Origin of the sequence: Paenibacillus sp. Soil750 (genome assembly GCF_001428045.1) — a bacterium.
GTDB lineage: Bacteria > Bacillota > Bacilli > Paenibacillales > NBRC-103111 > Paenibacillus_E > Paenibacillus_E allorhizoplanae.
Genome location: NZ_LMSD01000012.1, coordinates 437,476 through 455,959 on the forward strand (window position 1 = coordinate 437,476; position 18,484 = coordinate 455,959).

Consider the following 18,484-nt stretch of genomic DNA (forward strand, 5'->3'; position numbering starts at 1 on the left):
CCTCCTTCACTGACCCTGCTCACGCATCGGGATGCGAATGCCGTGCTTTTCCGCCGTTTCAATCGCTTCATCGTAGCCCGCATCCACATGGCGGATAACCCCCATACCTGGGTCAGAAGTCAGCACACTTCGCAGACGCTCATCTGCCGCATCCGTCCCATCCGCTACGATCACCATCCCTGCGTGCAGCGAGTAGCCCATCCCGACGCCACCGCCATGATGGATTGAAACCCAAGATGCGCCTGCTGATGTGTTGATCAACGCATTCAGGATCGCCCAGTCTCCAACGGCATCGGAACCATCTTTCATCGATTCCGTTTCTCGGTTTGGCGACGCCACAGAGCCACAATCTAAATGATCGCGACCGATCACAATCGGTGCTTTCAACTCGCCATTTCTCACCATGTCGTTCAATGCCAGACCGAATTTTTCGCGCTCTCCATAGCCGAGCCAGCAAATACGCGCCGGGAGGCCTTGGAACGCGACACGCTCACTTGCCATCGTAATCCAGCGGCGCAGGCGATCATTGTCTGGAAATAACTTCATCACTAGTTCGTCTGTTTTGCGAATGTCTTCCGGATCGCCTGAGAGCGCTACCCAGCGGAAAGGTCCTTTACCTTCGCAAAAAAGCGGCCGGATATAAGCTGGAACGAAGCCAGGGAAATCGAAAGCATTGGCAACCCCTTGGTCGAAGGCGACTTGTCGAATATTGTTACCATAATCGAACACGACAGAGCCCATTTGCTGAAGGTCAAGCATCGCTTGCACATGGGTCGCCATACTGTTCTTCGAAAGCTTTACGTATTGCTCAGGATCCTTCTCACGAAGTAGCGCTGCTTCGGCCAACGTAAAGCCAATTGGAATATAGCCAATTAGCGGGTCATGAGCCGACGTTTGGTCTGTCACGAAATGTGGCTTGATGCCGCGACGCACGAATTCGGGGTAGATTTCCGCTGCGTTCCCCAGCAGACCGATGGATAGCGCCTTGTTCTCTTCCATCGCTTTACTTGCTAGCAGCAGCGCTTCATCCAGTGTTTCAGCCAGCACATCACAGTAACGAGTTTGAATTCGGCGCTCAATGCGCGTTCGGTCAACTTCGACTGCAATGACGACGCCCTCATTCATGGTGACGGCTAACGGTTGAGCACCGCCCATGCCGCCAAGGCCTGCGGTTAACGTCAACGTACCTTTGAGCGAACCTCCTGTATGCTGGCGAGCCGCTTCGGCAAAGGTTTCATACGTACCTTGCAGAATTCCCTGTGTCCCGATGTAAATCCAGCTGCCCGCAGTCATTTGCCCGTACATCATTAGCCCCTTTTGCTCTAGCTCACGAAAATGCTCCCAATTCGCCCATTTGGGCACAAGTACAGAGTTAGAGAGCAGCACACGCGGTGCACGTTCATGGGTTCTGAAAACGCCGACTGGCTTGCCAGATTGTATGAGCAGCGTTTCATTGCTTTCCAGGCGCTGCAATTCGCGGACGATGGCATCATAGGAAGGCCAGTTGCGAGCCGCTTTACCAATACCGCCGTAGACGACGAGATCTTCCGGCCGTTCTGCGACTTCCGGGTCAAGATTATTCATCAACATACGCATGGCAGCTTCCTGAACCCAGCCTTTACAAGATAGATCAGTACCGCGAGGGGCGCGAATTACTCGTTTTTGAGGATAAGGATTCATCATAGTGATCTCCTCTCATATCAAAATAACTTGCCAGTCACAGCCTCAACCGCTTGCAGCCACTCGCCTTCCAGCAAAGCCGTCGCCACGTTTTCGATATCACGGGAAGTAGAACGGTCCTCCACAACGGGGGGAACGAGCGCCCGCAGCTTGTCGTAGAGAACCCTAGTCGCCGGAGCAAGTCCCTCGGCCCCTACAAATTCGGCAGCTTCGGCTGCACAAATCAACTCGATAGCCAACACCTTGGACACGTTGTCGATGACCTGTGCGGCATGGCGCGCGGCCGTTGTTCCCATAGACACATGGTCCTCTTGATTCGCTGAAGAAGGTATCGAGTCTACGCTTGACGGATGGGCGAGCACTTTATTTTCCGAAACAATAGATGCACTAACATATTGCGTGATCATCATACCGGAACACACCCCTGGGTTATGGCTTAAAAAAGCAGGCAGTCCCCCGGATAGCGCTGGATTGACTAGCCGCTCAGTACGCCGTTCCGAAATGTTAGCAAGCTCGCTCATACCGATTTTCAGAAAATCCATGGCAAATGCGATCGGTTGCCCATGGAAATTACCGCCGGAAATGACAAGACCTTTTTCCACGAATAACAACGGATTGTCGGTCGCTGCGTTCATTTCTATCACAATCTTATCCTGAACATAGGCAAGTACTTGGCGTGTCGCACCATGCACTTGGGGCAGACAGCGCAGTGAGTAAGCGTCCTGTACGCGAAGCTCTCCTTGGCGTGTGGTCAACTTGCTGCCCTTCAGCAGATTGCACAAGTTCTTCGCTACGCCTATCTGTTCTGGATAAGGGCGTACCTGATGCACCTCTTCCGCAAAAGCATCCGGAATACCGCGCAAGCATTCAACCGTCAGTGATGCGATCACATCAGCGATTTTCGCAAGTCGTTGTGATTTGATAAGTGCCAGCGTACCGATGGATGTCATAATCTGTGTGCCGTTTATAAGCGCAAGCCCCTCTTTTGCCTGTAAATTAATCGCTTTGAGCCCTGCATTTGCGAGCGCCTTCTCACCCGATAGGCGTTCACCTTGGTAATATGCTTCCCCCTCGCCCATCAGAACCAGTGCCAAATGAGACAACGGAGCCAAGTCTCCGCTAGCGCCTAGTGAGCCTTGTTCCGGTACGACAGGGTGCACGCCCCGGTTAATGCAGTCAATCAATAGCTGCAGCGTTTCCGGGCGGATGCCGGAATGTCCTTTGGCCAGCGCATTTGCGCGCAGCAGCATCAAAGCGCGAACCGTCGGTTCCGGCAGCGGTCTGCCGACGGCGCATGCATGGCTGCGGATCAGGTTAACCTGCAGCTGGACAGCGTCTTGCGGTGAAATCGTCACGTCGCTGAATTTGCCGAACCCCGTCGTGACCCCGTAGACCACTTGGCCCGCTGCGACCAGTTCCTCCACCATATTGCGGCAAGCAATCACACGCTGGAGCGCCTGTTCATCCAGTCCGACCGGCACTTGATCATAAACAACCGCCGCGACTAACTCAGGTATCAATTGCTCCCCGTTTAATAACACTGGGGTCGCTTCTAGGCTGCTTTCCTGCTGTTTGTATACCATCGCCATGTCAACATAGACTCCTTTCCTTTCTCGCTTTACCAAAAGAAAGGGACCGTACGGAAGTTGTTAGCTTCCATACGGTCCCTTTTTTAAAAAAGAGGGTTATATGCGATTGTCCGGTATCAAGCTCCAGCCGATCCTTCATCGCGATCACCACTTTATCTTTTATTATGTTTTTGCTTAATCTTACCTAATCTAATTTTCACACGCTGGTTCGCGAACTGTCAAGATGGCTGAAAGCCTAGTTGTTGCCTCCTATCTTGTCGAATTACGCATTAATGCTTAAGTATCGGCTTCAATTGTGCAATGATATCCTCCATTTGCTTCGAGCATTGCTCGTACATTTCTTTGGCCTTTTTATTATTGGTGGACAATCCATACAACATTAAATCGCCTTCGCACTTTTTTAGCGTTGCAAATAGCATTGCTTTTTCCTGTGGTACAGGTACCGTGATCTTGTCATCATACAAGTCCACAAACAATTGGCCGTAAGAATCCACTTGACCAATAAATACATTTTCGACCGTGACACCTATTTTAACTAACTCCGTATCCAACCATGCCCGGCTAAAACCTAGGGTAGCCAAAGGTTCGTCCATGATTACACCATCCATGATCACTGCCTGTGGTTCCTTTTCTGGTGCAACCTGGATACCTAAATGTTTGGGCGTCAGTGGTTGATTCTCGCGCGTTAAGAGGACATTAATTTCTCCGCTTGGTTCCATAATGGCAAATTCCACATCGGCCACTTTAAATACCGACCTTTTGCGTAGTTGCTCCATGAGTTCATCCGTGGTTAGGCGTTCTTTCTTTAAATTATCTTCCATTACTTTGCCATCTCTAATGAGAATTGTCCCCTTGCTATCAATGAAATCCCGCGCTTTTTTACTTTTCATCTGCAGAAATTCAATACCTAACGTACATGTTACCCATACCCCTATAGCGACCAACCCTAGATACCATGTCGTATCCGTGTCCAACGAGATATACGCCGCGAGATTACCAATGGAAATCCCGGTTATGTATTCGAAGAAGGAGAGCTGGGTCACTTGCCTCTTACCCAACAGCTTAGTCATCAGGAAAAGCACCACAATTGATAAAAATGTGCGTAAAACAATTTCAACCCAATCTAACACGATAATCCTCCTCTTGATGCTGAAAAATTCCAATTGTATTCAATTGTTTGTTGAATGCGCGAAATTTATGCAAATAAAAGGAAAATGTTCCAGTTACACCAAATTAACTCAATGCCGTCCTAACCCCTCTTCGCCATTAGTCCGATTATGTCTTTGATTCGGACTATTGCTTAATTTTGACTGAATGAATGTCAAAAAGGACTGCCGAAGCAGTCACACTGGTAGCTTATTCCACTATCCTGCCCGTTCGATCCCAATACCTATGCAAAAAACAACAAACCGGCACTCCAAACGGAGTCCCGGTTGTATATCATCCTATTCGACTCTACTCAACCGCCTATCCCTATGCCAAAAGCCCAAGCTTCTTTCCAGCTATAACTAACGCATCAATAGCAAAATCAAGATCTTCTAACGTATGCTTTGCCGTAACAATGAACCGCACGCGGCCTTTATCCATCGCGACCGTCGGGAAGACAATGCCTTGCGCGAACACGCCTTGCTGCAGCAGCAAATCTGAGAACAACATCGCCTTGGCCGGCTCGCCGACGATGACGGGTACGATTGGCGTTTCGCTAGCGCCCGTGTCGAAACCAAGCGCCTGCACCTTCGTGCGGAAGTAGGTCGCGTTCGACCATAACCTGCCAATCAACGATTCGCTTTGCTTTAGCACGCGAATTGCAGCCAAGCAGGTTGCGGCCACCGAAGGCGGCGCAGAGGTGCTGAACAGAAATGGTCGTGCCTTCTGGATCAGGAAATTCTTCAGCACTTGATCGCCAGCCACATAACCACCAACCGCTCCAACCGCTTTAGACAACGTGCCTACTTGAATGTGTACGCGTCCGTTCAAGCCAAAGTGGTCCGTGGACCCTTTGCCGTTGCGTCCCAACACGCCGCTCGCATGGGCGTCGTCAACAAACACGATGGCGTCGTATTTCTCCGCCAACTCAACAATGGCGGGGAGCGGTGCAATATCACCGTCCATGCTGAACACGCCGTCGGTTACCACGACGCGCTTCGCAAATGATCTGCACTCGCGAAGCACTGCCTCGAGCTGGTCCATATCCTTATGCGCATAAATGCGGCGCTGCGCTTTTGTCAATCGGATGCCGTCGATAATGCTGGCATGGTTCAACTCATCGCTGATGACGACATCATCAGTCCCCAAAATCGTCATCACACCTTGGTTCGTTGTGAAGCCGGATTGGAACACCAAAGCGGCTTCCGTTCCTTTGAATGCCGCCAGCTCTTGCTCCAACTGGTCATGAATGTCCAACGTGCCGGTTATCGTTCGTACGGAGCCGCTGCCAACTCCATATTGTTCAATTGCTTGGATGGCTGCCTTTTTCAAATCCGGATGATTCGTCAGCCCCAAGTAGTTATTTGAAGACATCTGCAGTACGCGACGACCACCGATGTTCATCCAGGTGTCAGAGCCGGACTCCCACACAGAAATTGGACGATAACGTCCCTCCTTCTTCAATTGTTCCAGTTCATGCTCAAGTGAGCTCCAATTGGCCATATTCGATTTCCTCCTTCTGCCGCAGCGGCATACTGTCATGTGTGAATATCACTTTGCCACATAGTCCGGAAGCCATTAGGTCAAACGCTTCCTCAAAACGATCCAGCGTAAATGTATGTGTAATTAGGGGGCGCAGGTCAATTCGTTTCTGCTCAAGCAGCCCCTTCAGCTGATACCAGGTCTGGTACATGCGCCGGCCGGTTATCCCTTCAATCCGAAGTCCTTTGAAGATAATATGTTTGGATAAGTCCAGCGAAACCTCTTTGGTCGGAATCCCTAGCAAGGATAATCGAGCAGCCGGAGCCGCAGCTTCGAAGCCAGCGCGAATGGCATCCGCATGGCCAGACATTTCCAGCACGACCTCAGCGCCTTCTCCAGCAGTAGCAGCCATAATCGCGTCTGCAAGTGGAGTTTGGGTGCTGTTAATCATGATGTCGGCTCCCATCTGCCTAGCCAACTCCAATCGGTATGGATTCACGTCGGCTGCGATGACCAAACCTGCCCCGCTAGCCTTCGCAACGGCGACAGCCATCAGACCGATCGGCCCAACGCCGATGATGGCAACCGACTTGCCAACGATATCCCCCGAAAGCACCGTTTGCACCGCATTGCCTAACGGATCTTGCAAACAGCCGATCTCGTAAGGCATGTCTGCGCGGTTATGGATCACGTTAGACGCCTTCACGACCGCATACTCCGCGAAGCAGCCAGGCATTGTAATACCGAAACTGCGCGTGTGCGGACAGACGTGTGCGTTGCCCGTACGGCAAGTTTTGCATACACCGCAAACCATGTGCCCTTCAGCCGAGATGTGATCCCCGGGCTTTACGTGCTTCACATCGTTGCCCACTTCCACGACGATACCCGCAAATTCGTGACCAAATACATTCGGCGTAACGACTGCGCTTTCGGCCCAAGAGTCCCATTTATAAATGTGCACATCCGTACCACAGATTGAAGTCGCTTTTACCCGAACCAACACTTCATCCGGCCCATAGCTTGGAATCGGCAACTCCTTCAAAACGGCTCCCGGTGCTCGATGCGTTTTGACCAACCCCATCATCGTTCCCATCGTATATTCCCCCTGATTACAAAAAATACGTTATAGTATATTTTTGTGCGTTATACAACTCTCATACATCATATTATACACATGTGCGTTATATTGTATATAGGGTTTCCGCCTATGAATTAAAAATTTTCTAGGAGTCGTTTGCCAATTGGTAGGGTTGGTTTATAATGAGGAATAGCAAATCGACCGTTTTCGTTAGGTAGGCAGGAGGAACCATTAGTGGAACAAGAGCACGAACAGATTCATAAAAAAATCGGCAAAAGCCTGCAAGCGATTCGTAAAGCGAGGTCGTTGAGCTTAGATCAGGTGGCAGAGCTAACCGGTGTGAGTAAAGCAATGTTGGGACAAATTGAACGCGGAGATTCGAATCCGACCATCTCGATCCTTTGGAAGATCGTGAATGGCCTTCATATTTCTTTTACATCATTGATTGAAGATGAGGAGCCGAAGGTAACACATTTTCGCTTCTCCGACACAGAACCCTTGATGGAAGAAGACGGCCACTATCGAGCGTTCCCGCTCATTCCTTTTGATCAGAAGAAGCAATTCGAAATTTATACGGTCGAGATGGATCCCGGCTGCAGTCACGCGTCGGAGCCTCATAATGAAGGCGTTGAGGAATACATCCTTATGATGCAGGGCAGTCTTGAAGTGACGTTTCACCAAGAAACTTTCCAAATGACGGTGGGAGATGCTATTCATTTCTCTGCTGATCAACCGCATACGTACCGGAATACCGCAGATATCAAAACCATGTACCATACGATCATTGTGTATCCTTCGTGAATTACTGCTTGTGAGCGTTAATTCTTCATTGCTAGATGTCGAAAACCCACCGCAATAGAAAAGCGGTGGGTTTTTTCCACTAGACGAATTGTTGAAACCGAAGCATTTCCTCAAACAAGACGAAGTGACTGTCTAGAATCTCATCTGGTGTTAGTTTCACGCCTGGAGCCGCAAGCCCCATGTTCGATTCAAAGGTCATACTCATGCCTCCGCAGACATGATGGATGGCAGAGGTCAGATTGAACGAAGGATGAGCGACAACCCCCTCTCCGACCACTAATTGATTTCGTTCTACAAAAGGCAACCCCTGTTTGGCAAAAGCAACAGAAAGCTGCTGATTAAACGCTTGTTGCTTTTGCATGACCACATAGGGCAAATAGTGAATCTCCACAAAGTGATTGGCGTTATTCGCGCCCCCGTGCAGCTGCACGGTCAGATCCGGCGCTTCCCCATCCGCAAGCTCTAGCAGCGCACGGGTTTCTTGCGCCATCGGGACAAAGAAATTATCATGCATCAGATTCACACCATCATCGTTAAAATAAGAACCTAGAAAATCCGAAGCCTCTTTAATCGGATGCACAGCCTTGCAGTCCGGCCACCCACAGAGCGAACCATCTTTCCACGTTCCTTGCATGTAATACACAGACTGCTCAAATGGCACTTCGATGAGTGAATCGATCGGCAAGCGGGCTCGGCCATCTGGATTCATGCACGGAATAAGAAGCAACCGGAATTTAGGCGCATTTTCCAAAATGTAATCATGTCGTTTCCCCCGGAAATCCGTTCCGGTTTCAAGGAGGTGAATGAGGTTCATAACAGCCACTATCCCCTCTAGCTCCCCTCCGTGAACGCCTCCGATCAGCAATAACACAGGCTTGTTTCCCTTGGTTTTATCCGCGTAATGCTTCGGATTGCCCGCTCCGCAGGCTGAATTGTAGTTCGCTTTTCGCTCAAAACTATCCTTCTCACCATATGCGACGGTATAAATGCTTCTTCCACCCGCCGATTCCGTAAGCACACTCGTGGTTCCCCGCTTCACACTGTGTACACAAGCTTCAATCTCCGATAATTGACTCTTCCAATACGGGATTCGCATCCTCTTCCCTTCCCCCTTACCCTTTGACTGACCCCATCATGGCGCCTTTGACAAAATGCTTTTGAATAAACGGATAGACGAGCAGAATGGGCAGTGTACCCACCAAAATAACGGCATATTTGAGTGACTCCAGCACGACTTGCTTATTGCCGATCGCCGAGCTTACGGTCATATCCGTCATTTGACCGACGAGTACGATGTTCCGAATGGTCACTTGCAGTGGGAACAGATCTGCATTCCGAATAAAGATTAGAGCGTAGAAGAAATTACCCCAAATTTGCACGGCATAGAATAACGAGATCGTCATGATAACCGGCTTAGAAAGAGGCAGAACGACGTTAATCAGGATGCCAAGATCCGATAGCCCGTCAATTTTCCCTGACTCCTCGAGTTCCTTTGGAATGCCTTGAAAGAACGTTCGCATAATGATTAAGTACCAAGAGGACACAAGTCCGGGCAGCACCATAGCCCATATGGTATCCAGCAGCCCATAATTGCGGACAACGAGATACGTGGGAATTAAGCCGCCAGAGAACAACATGGTAAATACAATCATGAGCATGAATGTTTTGCCAAAAACGAGGTTCCTTCTCGATAAGGAATAGGCTCCCATCGTCGTGAAGATCAGCGAAAGTGTGGTTCCCAGCACGACATAAATGAGCGTATTTTTGTATCCTATAAGGATGCGCTCATCACGAAGAACGGCGGTGTAAGCGTCAAAGTTGATGCCTTTGGGCCACAGACTGATTTGATTCGTCGTCACGTTATCCGCGGAGCTTATAGAAACTGCTGCCATGTGAAGGAAGGGAAACAGCATGGTGCAAGCAAAAATTCCCAGCAGCAAGATGTTGGCCATATCAAAAAAACTTCTACGCTTGAGCATACAACGTCACTCCCTTACCATAGGCTAGTTTCTCCGAATCTGCGGCTGAGTTTATTGCTTGCGTAGACAAGTATGAATCCAATGATACCCATAAATAAATCAATGGCCGTCCCATAGCTGAAGCCTCCTTGCAAAATGCCAATCCGATAGACGTATGTGGAGATAATGTCTGATGTATCATACGTAGCTGCATTGGATAACAGAAACACCTTTTCAAAACCGATTTCGAGCACTTGCCCGATTTGTAAAATGAACATGATGACGATCGTCGTCGCCATGCCAGGCAGCGTCACATGCCAAATTTGCTTGAATCTGCCCGCTCCATCCATTCTCGCCGCTTCATACTGCTGAGGATCAATCGTCGTGATAGCCGCCAGAAAAATAATAGAACCCCATCCCACTTGTTGCCAAATTTCCGAGGTCACATAGATGGTACGAAACCATTCGGATTCCTGCAAAAAACTGATAGGTGGGATACCGAACCCTTGCAGCAAGTGACTAACCCAACCAGAACTTGGAGACAACAGCATCACAATAATACTGGATACAACGACAGTGGATAAAAAATAAGGCAGATAGCTCACCGACTGAACGAATCGCTTGTAATGTGATCCTCGCAGTTCATTTAGCATGAGGGCGAGAATAATAGGTGCGGGAAAGCCAAATAAAAGCTTATATCCCCCAAGGAGAACTGTGTTTTTAATGATAACCAAGGCATCCCGATTTTCAAGAAACAGCTTGTAATACTTAAGTCCGACCCACTCGCTCCCAGCGATTCCCTTAAACAAATTGTAGTCCATGAAGGAAATGACAATGCCGAACATCGGGACATATTTGAACAGGATATAATACACAAGTACAGGAGCCAGCAGTAGTAAAAAAGTTCGGTCTCGACTCATTTGCCTGAAGATGGATGGTTTCAACGACAAGTCCCCTTCCTGAAGCGAGAAGGCTGAAGTCAAGCTAAATGACGTTCAGCCTTCTCATTATTACAGCAATAGATGTTAAAACGTCAAATCAACGCTATTTTGTGTTCTTTTTCAATCGATCAAGACCAGTTTGATACGTGTCAATGAGCTTTTGCGCACCTATTTTATTGAGCTCAGCAATGAATCTATCCCACTCGGTTATCGGCGTTTCGCCCATAATAAATTTGGCTACGGAAGATTCGTAGTATTTATTCAGTTGGTCCTCGATCACCGAAATCGAGCTTTTTTCTTCGCTCGTAAGCGGAGGTAAAGCATTGATCACTGGGAAATGATATTTCGCCGCCTCATCAAAAGAAAACCGTTCATTTTCATTGCTGAGCGACTTCGACGACTCAAAATCAACGACACCATACGCGCCTGTGGTCATAAGACCCAGCTCTTTGCGTAGGTCATTAGGCGTTTTGAATTGCGGCAGAAACTTACGCTTTCCGTTCTCAACAGTGAAGGATTCCCCTTCCTTCCCCCAGCTCAGGAGGTCCTTTCCTTCCTTCGAGTAAATAAAATCAAGATATCGCAGCGCAGCGTCTAGGTTCTTCGTCTTGGAGGATACGGCAAAGCCATATTCTTCAAGATCCGCTTTCGGAATGTAGCCTTTGCTACCGTACCCGACCGGAGGCGCCATAAATTTGAGATGAGCCCCGTTCTGAAGCTGATCGTTCATAATCTCGATTTGACCAATAAACTGAAGCGTCATAAACGATTTGTTCGTGGCAATGAACTGCGTCCACGCCTTATAGTCCATGGAAAGCCAATCCGGTGGCGTTAACCCTTCTTTATAAAACTTATTCAAGTATTCCACCATTTTTTTGAATCCAGGATCGGTTGCCCCGTACTTGATTTTCCCGGTTGCTTTATCTTCAAAGAATCCCGGGTAGACGCCAAACGAAGGTCCGAAATATTTTAACGTATTAATGCCATGCCGGAAGACGAATGGGTAGCTATCAGGGTACTGTGCTTTCAGCTTTTTAGCCGTCTCGTAAAGTTCATCCCAGGTCTTAGGCTCTTGCAGGTTATTTTTCTTAAAAATATCGTCGCGATAAAAATACACGAGCTGATTCCCCGCACCCATGCCATCGTTCAGTACATGATACATTTCGCCTCCAGGTGAGGTAATTCGCTGGGTGACTTCCGGACGGGAAGCAAGGAACGATTTCAGATTCGGCATTTTATCCAAATGCTTGGAGAGATCGAGAAACGCACCTTGTGGACCATACTTCTGAGCGTCTGGCGGAAAGACCGACATCAGATCTGGCATATCGCCAGAAGCGATTGCGAGAGCGAGCGACTCCGGACCGGTTTGCGTTTCTTGATTAATGGTAATATTGGTCCGTTCCTTGATCCATTTCCATACTGCCCAATCTTTCTTGACCGGCCATGCTGGTGATAGATCAGTCAGCATACGAAGTGTTGCCGGTTCAGGCAATTTGGTTTGTGCCGTTGCGCTGGCAGATGCGCTCGGATTTGGAGCGGCACTTGAGGTTGCAGCAGGATTTTGTTGTCCTGTACAGCCAGTTAATAGAGCAGTTACCATGGTGACGGCCAGTGCGCCGCTTTTTACTTTTCTCTTTGGTATCAAGTTACATGCACCATCCCTTTTCATTGGTCTTAGAGCTAGCAGCAATGAATGCGCTTACTACCGCTATATCCTTGCTGATATCGTCATCATAAGGGAACATTTCATATGAGGTAAATCAGCAGAACCGAACAAGTTGCAACTACTTTCCGCTTTTCTAATAATAATACCATCTTCTGCAAAAAAGCTTATACACCTCCATGACCGCAGACTAGCTTACCATTGAATAATGAATATCGGATTTACTGCCGTATTGGTTTGCTGCTCCTTGCGAATTCCGCCAGTTATAGCGCTAAACGTATAGGTGCCGGGTAGAAGCTCCTTTTTCACTTCGCCGAGAACGGTTGTTCCAAATGTGCGCCAGCCGTCTGCATAATAAGAAACTTCGCCATTAAGCGGGTTACCTTGCGCGTCCTTTAGCTGGACTGTGGTATTCACTGTCTGAAAAAGTACCGCTGGATCATCAGCCGTATTCTGCTGCTTTTGCAAGCGCGTTCCTTCGTAAGACACCGCAAAGCTATACGTACCAGGGAGCAGTTCCTTGCTGACTTCCCCGTAGACGACGGTTCCGACTGTTCGCCAGCCATCGGCATAGTAGCTCGCACTCCCTCCACCAAGTGGATTGCCTTGGCTATCTTTGAGGAGCAGCTTGGTATTCACGGTCTGGAAAAGAACAACAGGCCTTTCGGCCGTATTCTGCTGCAATTGCAGGCGTGTTCCTTCGTAGGACATCGCATACGAATACGTTCCGGGCAGCAATTCCTTGCTGACTTCACCGTTGGCAGACGTTCCGAATGTCCGCCAGCCGTCTGCATAATAGCTGGCTTCCCCACCATTTAACGGATTGCCTTGGCTATCTTTAAAGAGCAGCTTGACGTTCACCGTTCGGAACTGGACAAGTGCATCACTTCCCGTGTGTTGGGAAAGCTGCAATCGGGTGCCTTCGTACAAAATGGCGAACGCATAGGATTTGTCAGGCAGTGATTTGCTGACCGAACCTGACGCATCTGTGATGCCAAATGGCTTCCAGCCACCGTCATAGTAAGAGACGACACCTCCGCTGAGCGGATGACCCGTGCTATCTTTTAGCAGAACCTTGACAGCAGTTGCTGCAAGAGAAAAATTAAGCTGCTTGACGGACTCCATATTCCCAGATTTGTCAGTTGATTTATAGAGCCAAGAATAGGCGCCTTGCTTGTCAAACGTAACGGGAGCTGTATAAGTCCGCCAGGTTGCCCCGTTATCCAAGCTGTACTCGGTTTTGGCTACGCCTGACGCGTCATCACTGCTGGTAAGTGTAGCGGTAACTGGACTCGTGTAAGTACCGTTTGGTCCATCTGGCTGTAAAGGCGATAAGCTCGCGGTCGTTACAGGTGCAGTTTGATCCGGTGCGTCTTGTTGGTACAGTGTCACATAGTCAAACGCGTATTTGCCCGTAAAGCGATTGGCGCTGAAACGGAAGGAATCGATTCCCTCTTTGACCGGTTCCGTATAAAAAGGGATTCCTTTCACTTTATAAACACCTGTTGCCCGATTTAAAGTACCATAATCATCAACAATGCCGGTATAGCCTTTTAATGCATCCATTTGTACGGTTAGGTCAACCTTTTTAAGTGCTGTATCTAAGTCAACTCGCAGTGTAACCCATTGATTCTGAGGGAGAAAGAAACCTACCGGCTTAGGTATTTTGAACGCCGTGGATGGCGTGTTCCAAAAGCCGAAAGTACCGTCCGAGAACCCGGAGAAACGTACAATGTCCGAACCGGAACTGCCCAGCTTGAGTTCAAAGTTGCCGATATTCGTACACATGCGATCATTCGAGTCGGTGCATAGGCGATTATACATAAACCGGGTTTCGAAGACCGCCTTTCCTTTTATCGCCGTGTTGCTTCTCGTCACAATTGGATCTTCTACGTATTCATTATCCGCCGGGAACGTCGAATCTTTCACAAGCAGCACCTTACCGCTGGATGGAACAAACGGTTCAACGGTTACCGTAGAGATCGAATTTGCAATTAAATTAATCTTCCAGTTGGGAGCGGCTAAATTTCCAGATGACATATTGTCAAACGTCTCGTAGTACTCCCCGCCGTTCGCTGCAGTCGGCATCACAATCGTAACGCTAGGACCGTTAGCTGTACGGTTTCCTTGCGCATCCGCAGCTTCAACTCGGAATGTATAAGAAGCTCCCGGTACCAGACCGTCTACATCATAGGCATTCAGATGCCCAGCAACCGTTCCGGCAACCGTACCGTCTGCCCGATAGATGGAATAGGAAACTACTTTGCCCGAGTTATCTGTTGCCGGACTCCAAGTCAGCCTCGCAGTAGAAGCAAATAAATGCTCCGCTTTTAGCGTACTCGAGCTTCCCCAGTCAGGCGCATTCGTATCCGATGTTGCGAATACCAAGGGCACACTCGTTAAGGAACGATTATCACTTGTATCCGTTGAAGTTAGGGTAATCGTATACGATGTGGCCGGTGTCAAACCTGTGATGGTTTCTGATGTGGTGCCACTAGGAATAACCTTTTTCTGTACCCCATTAACATAAAGGCTGTATGCCTTAACCCCTACATTATCGGTCGATGGCGTCCAACTTATAGTCGCAGTCGAATCCGTTTGAGCGGTGATTTGAAGATGACTTGGTGCGGTTGGTCGCACTTCATCTGACTGATTCTCAATCAAGGCAATCCAGTCCAGATTCATAGGACCACCCGTGAGCCACATCGTGACATCGACAGGTCCAGCTTCCAGCTGCTGACCGGTTTTGACGCGAAGCCCTTTCCAAACTTCAGGCGTTCTTCCCCAGTCAGGCGTTCCCGTAGCATCATACGTCGTCGGCGCCTCCAAATAATATGGTTTGTTGCCAATCATGGCCAACCGCCCCGTCAGCTTACCTGCAGGAGGATCCCATGCCACATATTTTAAAACGAGATCATATTTGCCTGACCTAGGCACTTGAATCGTCCACTTCGCCCATTGTCCTGGCTGTTCCCATGCCCCTAAGCCGATGCCGCCAGATAGAAATGGCCTATTCGCATATTTGCTAAAGCTCTTCCCGCCCGAGGCTGCAATGGATTCTGCCTCCAACCACTGCATATATAACGTATTTCGCTTCGTATCCGGATCCGTCCACAACTCAGAAACGGCAGGCGCATTGGTTTGAACCTTGCTTAACCTTAGGAGTCCGGGATCACCTTGTAAAATTACTGCGGCGTTGGCTTCAAGGTATATGCTTTCACGCCGTCCATGCTGCTCAAAAAACAGGCCGCTTGGCGCTTCTTCCACCACATATAAACCAGGTGAATTGGACAGATTTCCCCATGCGACAGGCGCTCCTAACGTGTCGCTATACGCTTGCAGCGTTACCGTGCTGGATACGCCATCGACGATCACAGGCAGCGATACGTCAGGAAGCGGACTTGGCATCGGAGCTTGATTCAGCTTAAAGTCTCGCTGACCGCTCTCTGCGTGAACAAGCAGATTGCTCTCTTCCGAATCCCAGTACACGCCGCGCAGCGCTCTAGCTTCTGGGGCAGAACCTCCCCGAGGAATCTCTTTCCCATTGCTGCCATCAACCAGTTTATTGACTCCTGGTGCATGAATGCGCACTTGGGTATCGGAAAGACTTGAAACGGACAGTCGATCACGTCCATAGGCAATTGTGGCTTTCTGATCGCTTTCGATTAACGTGAGGCCGTCCTTGACGACCTTCGTCCCGTCGACGAGTAAGATGGAATTGTCTTTGAATGCAATTGCGCTTCCGTTAAAACGAATATTACCCGCAACAATTTCCCCTGCTGTCTCCGTCATCCGGACATAGACGATCGTTCCGTCTGTGAAGACGAGTTTCAGATAATCACCATGGTTTTCGGATATAACGTTCTGTGGAGTTGAATCCCTCTTGTACGCTTCTAACGTCGAAACAAATGTCGCCTTCTCCGTTTTTGGCGTGATGAATGCTGCATGCTTTTGCTGTTCTCCGCTGAAAGCCTTTGTCGGCTGCAGCTCCATTCCGCCAATGCCAAGGAACTGTTCCTCGTATTCCGTGCGTAATTGCTGCGGTGCGTGGAACCGGACTTTCAGTGCTGCTTCGCCTTTCAAAATGGTCGCTCCCGCCTGATCCGCATCAAGGGTCAGATCGTCTTCGGCATGAAGGCGCCATTCAAACTCATTCCCATCCGCTTTCTTGGATTGGAGGTTATCAATCACGACGAACATTTTCGGTCTGACGTAAATAATGGATCGATCAGCTTTGGACAACGCAGTGGCGTATGCGACGGATGCATCACCACTGACCGCATCAAAGTCGGGATGAGTCACGAAGCCCACCACTTTGCCATCCGCATCGATACTATTCACTGGCTGACCATACTTCCCATCAACTGTAATTGCGTTAGAAGCCAACGTCTGTTTAGCATAATATTTATCGTGATCGGTATCATAGTCATCATAGAATCCGCCCTCAATGGCAAGCGGTTCACCGAATGCGTTGATAATGAAGCTATTTTGATCAGCATGACTGTGATTAAAGCTGCCGTAAGGGCTTGATTTAAAATAGAGAGAAACGCTGTCCGGATCATAGAGCTTCTCATGCATGGCGACAAGCCCGATATCCTGAAACCAACGGGAATCTGGCATATCTACCGGCGGTTTAGCCTCTACGTCAGGCGCACCGTAAAAATAGTTGCTCAAATCAGGATACATACTGGTTCCGACGGCTTGAGCCGCCCATTTTAGATGAGGGTCCTTATACATTTGCGCTAGGCGATTGTAGTTGGACACGTTCGGACCACCAGGCGAATCTTCACTGCCATCACCAAAAATACCTTTCGGGCTGCCTTTTGGGAACGCATAAAGTGGATATAAACCCTCGTTGCGCGAATAGGCCTTATCGTATAAATTAAAGCCTGTGGCAGCAAGAAGTACATCCATAAATTCTTTGCCAAACAGAGAGGACCACTGCCAGTAGCCGGTTCCCTGCGCCCATCCCCCATTTTCGCCTCCCCAAGGCGGCATTAAATTGATATAGGAAGGAACAACAGAGCGGAACCAAGACTCGGCATCATCCAAATCGTGAAGCATAGCCGTTGCAATGATCCCTATGTACCCGTAAGCTGTCCACCCATGGGAGTCGAATGGATTTTTCGGAATCGGATGCTGAGTTGTCAGAGCGTCAACCATCGTTTTCGTTCGAGTGAGCACCATGGCTTTAACTTTATTGCGATCGTCCTGATTCATGAGGCCGTAGAGCCAATCATAGGCCATAGCCGATTTATACGTAATATAGCGGTGAATTTGATCGTGAGAGGCATAACTGGTTACCCCTGACGTATTCCACTTGGCAATATCTTTCAAACGATCTATCGCTCTTTTCCCCACTGTTTCATTGTTCGAGATGAGATAGACCAAAGCCATATCCATCATTTCATTGACGACACCGTCGGAATAGGCACGGTCGACGGCAGTCGGTTCCTTGGGCAAAGCCGTACTTACATTGGCTAGAGCCCAGGCTAGCTTGGCTTCATAGAAAGCTTTTCCCGACGTTTGGGCTAAACTTCTAAACGATTCAAGCGTCTCCGGTTTAGTCCAAATGCGCGGATGCTGGCTGCCGACTTGGCTCAAGAGCGTATCGACTGAAGGCACGATAAAAGGAACATAGTCCGCATCAATACGGAATCTGCGAATCTGACTCCAATCCGACCATCCTCCGGATTGCGTATGATATCGGACCCGCCAATACCAAGTCCCTGCTTCAAAAAGGTGAGGAAAATTATAATAGTTCACACGAACCGCATCGTTTTCGTAAACGACATTTGTTACTGTAGGACTTTGACTCACTTGGAGGTCGTATTGATCCGCCCCCGGCACCGAAGGCCAACGAAAATCGGGCGGGTTCTGCGTTGTCACAAGTCGATCCTCCGGTGCGAATGGCGTATTCAGCCCCGTTAAGACAGCTGACGGCCAACTCGATGCTGCTTTCGCAACGTTCGTGTTAAAAAAAGGCGTTAAATCAAACAAACTGGTAAGTAAAATGACAACCATACCTAAAGCAAGCCTCGTCTTCAAGCAACTCCTCGACAATCCTATCATCCCCTTCTTCATACATAGCTTACCTTCTGCCGAATCCCGAAGAAATGAAATCGCTTACAAATTGTTCCCCCTTT

Annotated in this window: 11 protein-coding genes; 1 reads left to right on the forward strand and 10 read right to left on the reverse strand. The window is 49.0% G+C overall.

The genetic code is table 11. The features are described from left to right. Positions 1–6: 6 nt before the first annotated feature. The 5 genes from hutU to tdh form a co-directional block, all read right to left on the reverse strand. On the reverse strand, positions 7–1,683 hold the full coding sequence (gene hutU / locus ASL11_RS14245; RefSeq protein ID WP_235550469.1) for a urocanate hydratase: 1,677 nt from the start codon (positions 1,681–1,683) through the stop codon (positions 7–9). 17 nt (positions 1,684–1,700) lie between these two features. Further along, positions 1,701–3,263: a histidine ammonia-lyase gene (hutH, locus tag ASL11_RS14250; protein WP_056617052.1), complete on the reverse strand. Its 1,563-nt coding sequence runs from the start codon at positions 3,261–3,263 to the stop codon at positions 1,701–1,703. A 275-nt stretch (positions 3,264–3,538) separates the two neighbouring features. Then, positions 3,539–4,399, reverse strand: a complete 861-nt coding sequence (locus ASL11_RS14255; RefSeq protein ID WP_157256926.1) for a DUF421 domain-containing protein — start codon at positions 4,397–4,399, stop codon at positions 3,539–3,541. Positions 4,400–4,742: 343 nt separating this feature from the next. Beyond that, positions 4,743–5,918, reverse strand: coding sequence for a glycine C-acetyltransferase (locus ASL11_RS14260; RefSeq protein ID WP_056615186.1), 1,176 nt, complete (start codon positions 5,916–5,918; stop codon positions 4,743–4,745). After that, the gene (gene tdh / locus ASL11_RS14265) at positions 5,896–6,990 is read right to left on the reverse strand and encodes an L-threonine 3-dehydrogenase (protein WP_056615189.1); all 1,095 of its coding nucleotides are present in this window, start codon (positions 6,988–6,990) and stop codon (positions 5,896–5,898) included. Before tdh ends, ASL11_RS14260 begins: the two co-directional genes overlap by 23 nt. Before the next feature lie 219 nt (positions 6,991–7,209). On the opposite strand from tdh, the gene ASL11_RS14270 reads away from it, so the two are divergent. After that, entirely contained in the window at positions 7,210–7,776 is a 567-nt protein-coding gene (locus tag ASL11_RS14270) for a helix-turn-helix domain-containing protein (protein WP_056615192.1), read from the forward strand. Between the two features lie 79 nt (positions 7,777–7,855). On the opposite strand, the gene ASL11_RS14275 is transcribed toward ASL11_RS14270, so the two are convergent. The 5 genes from ASL11_RS14275 to ASL11_RS14295 all read right to left on the reverse strand — a co-directional run bounded on the left by ASL11_RS14275 (position 7,856) and on the right by ASL11_RS14295 (position 18,422). After that, complete coding sequence (locus tag ASL11_RS14275) at positions 7,856–8,872, reverse strand: M14 family zinc carboxypeptidase (RefSeq protein WP_056615194.1); 1,017 nt, start codon at positions 8,870–8,872, stop codon at positions 7,856–7,858. Positions 8,873–8,888: 16 nt separating this feature from the next. After that, positions 8,889–9,755, reverse strand: a complete 867-nt coding sequence (locus ASL11_RS14280) for a carbohydrate ABC transporter permease (protein WP_056615198.1) — start codon at positions 9,753–9,755, stop codon at positions 8,889–8,891. Positions 9,756–9,769: 14 nt separating this feature from the next. After that, positions 9,770–10,678, reverse strand: a complete 909-nt coding sequence (locus ASL11_RS14285; RefSeq protein ID WP_327205103.1) for an ABC transporter permease — start codon at positions 10,676–10,678, stop codon at positions 9,770–9,772. Positions 10,679–10,778: 100 nt separating this feature from the next. Beyond that, positions 10,779–12,320: an extracellular solute-binding protein gene (locus tag ASL11_RS14290; protein WP_162261638.1), complete on the reverse strand. Its 1,542-nt coding sequence runs from the start codon at positions 12,318–12,320 to the stop codon at positions 10,779–10,781. Positions 12,321–12,533: 213 nt separating this feature from the next. Beyond that, a complete protein-coding gene (locus ASL11_RS14295) occupies positions 12,534–18,422 on the reverse strand; it encodes a DUF4962 domain-containing protein (protein ID WP_056615205.1) in 5,889 nt (1,962 codons plus the stop codon). Between the last annotated feature and the right edge of the window lie 62 nt (positions 18,423–18,484).

Bases quoted from the DNA above. Each gene is read 5' to 3' on its own strand.
- hutU (WP_235550469.1), bottom strand. From the start codon at position 1,683: ATGATGAATCCTTATCCTCAAAAACGAGTAATTCGCGCCCCTCGCGGT.
- hutH (WP_056617052.1), bottom strand. From the start codon at position 3,263: ATGGTATACAAACAGCAGGAAAGCAGCCTAGAAGCGACCCCAGTGTTA.
- ASL11_RS14260 (WP_056615186.1), bottom strand. From the start codon at position 5,918: ATGGCCAATTGGAGCTCACTTGAGCATGAACTGGAACAATTGAAGAAG.
- tdh (WP_056615189.1), bottom strand. From the start codon at position 6,990: ATGGGAACGATGATGGGGTTGGTCAAAACGCATCGAGCACCGGGAGCC.
- ASL11_RS14275 (WP_056615194.1), bottom strand. From the start codon at position 8,872: ATGCGAATCCCGTATTGGAAGAGTCAATTATCGGAGATTGAAGCTTGT.
- ASL11_RS14280 (WP_056615198.1), bottom strand. From the start codon at position 9,755: ATGCTCAAGCGTAGAAGTTTTTTTGATATGGCCAACATCTTGCTGCTG.
- ASL11_RS14295 (WP_056615205.1), bottom strand. From the start codon at position 18,422: ATGAAGAAGGGGATGATAGGATTGTCGAGGAGTTGCTTGAAGACGAGG.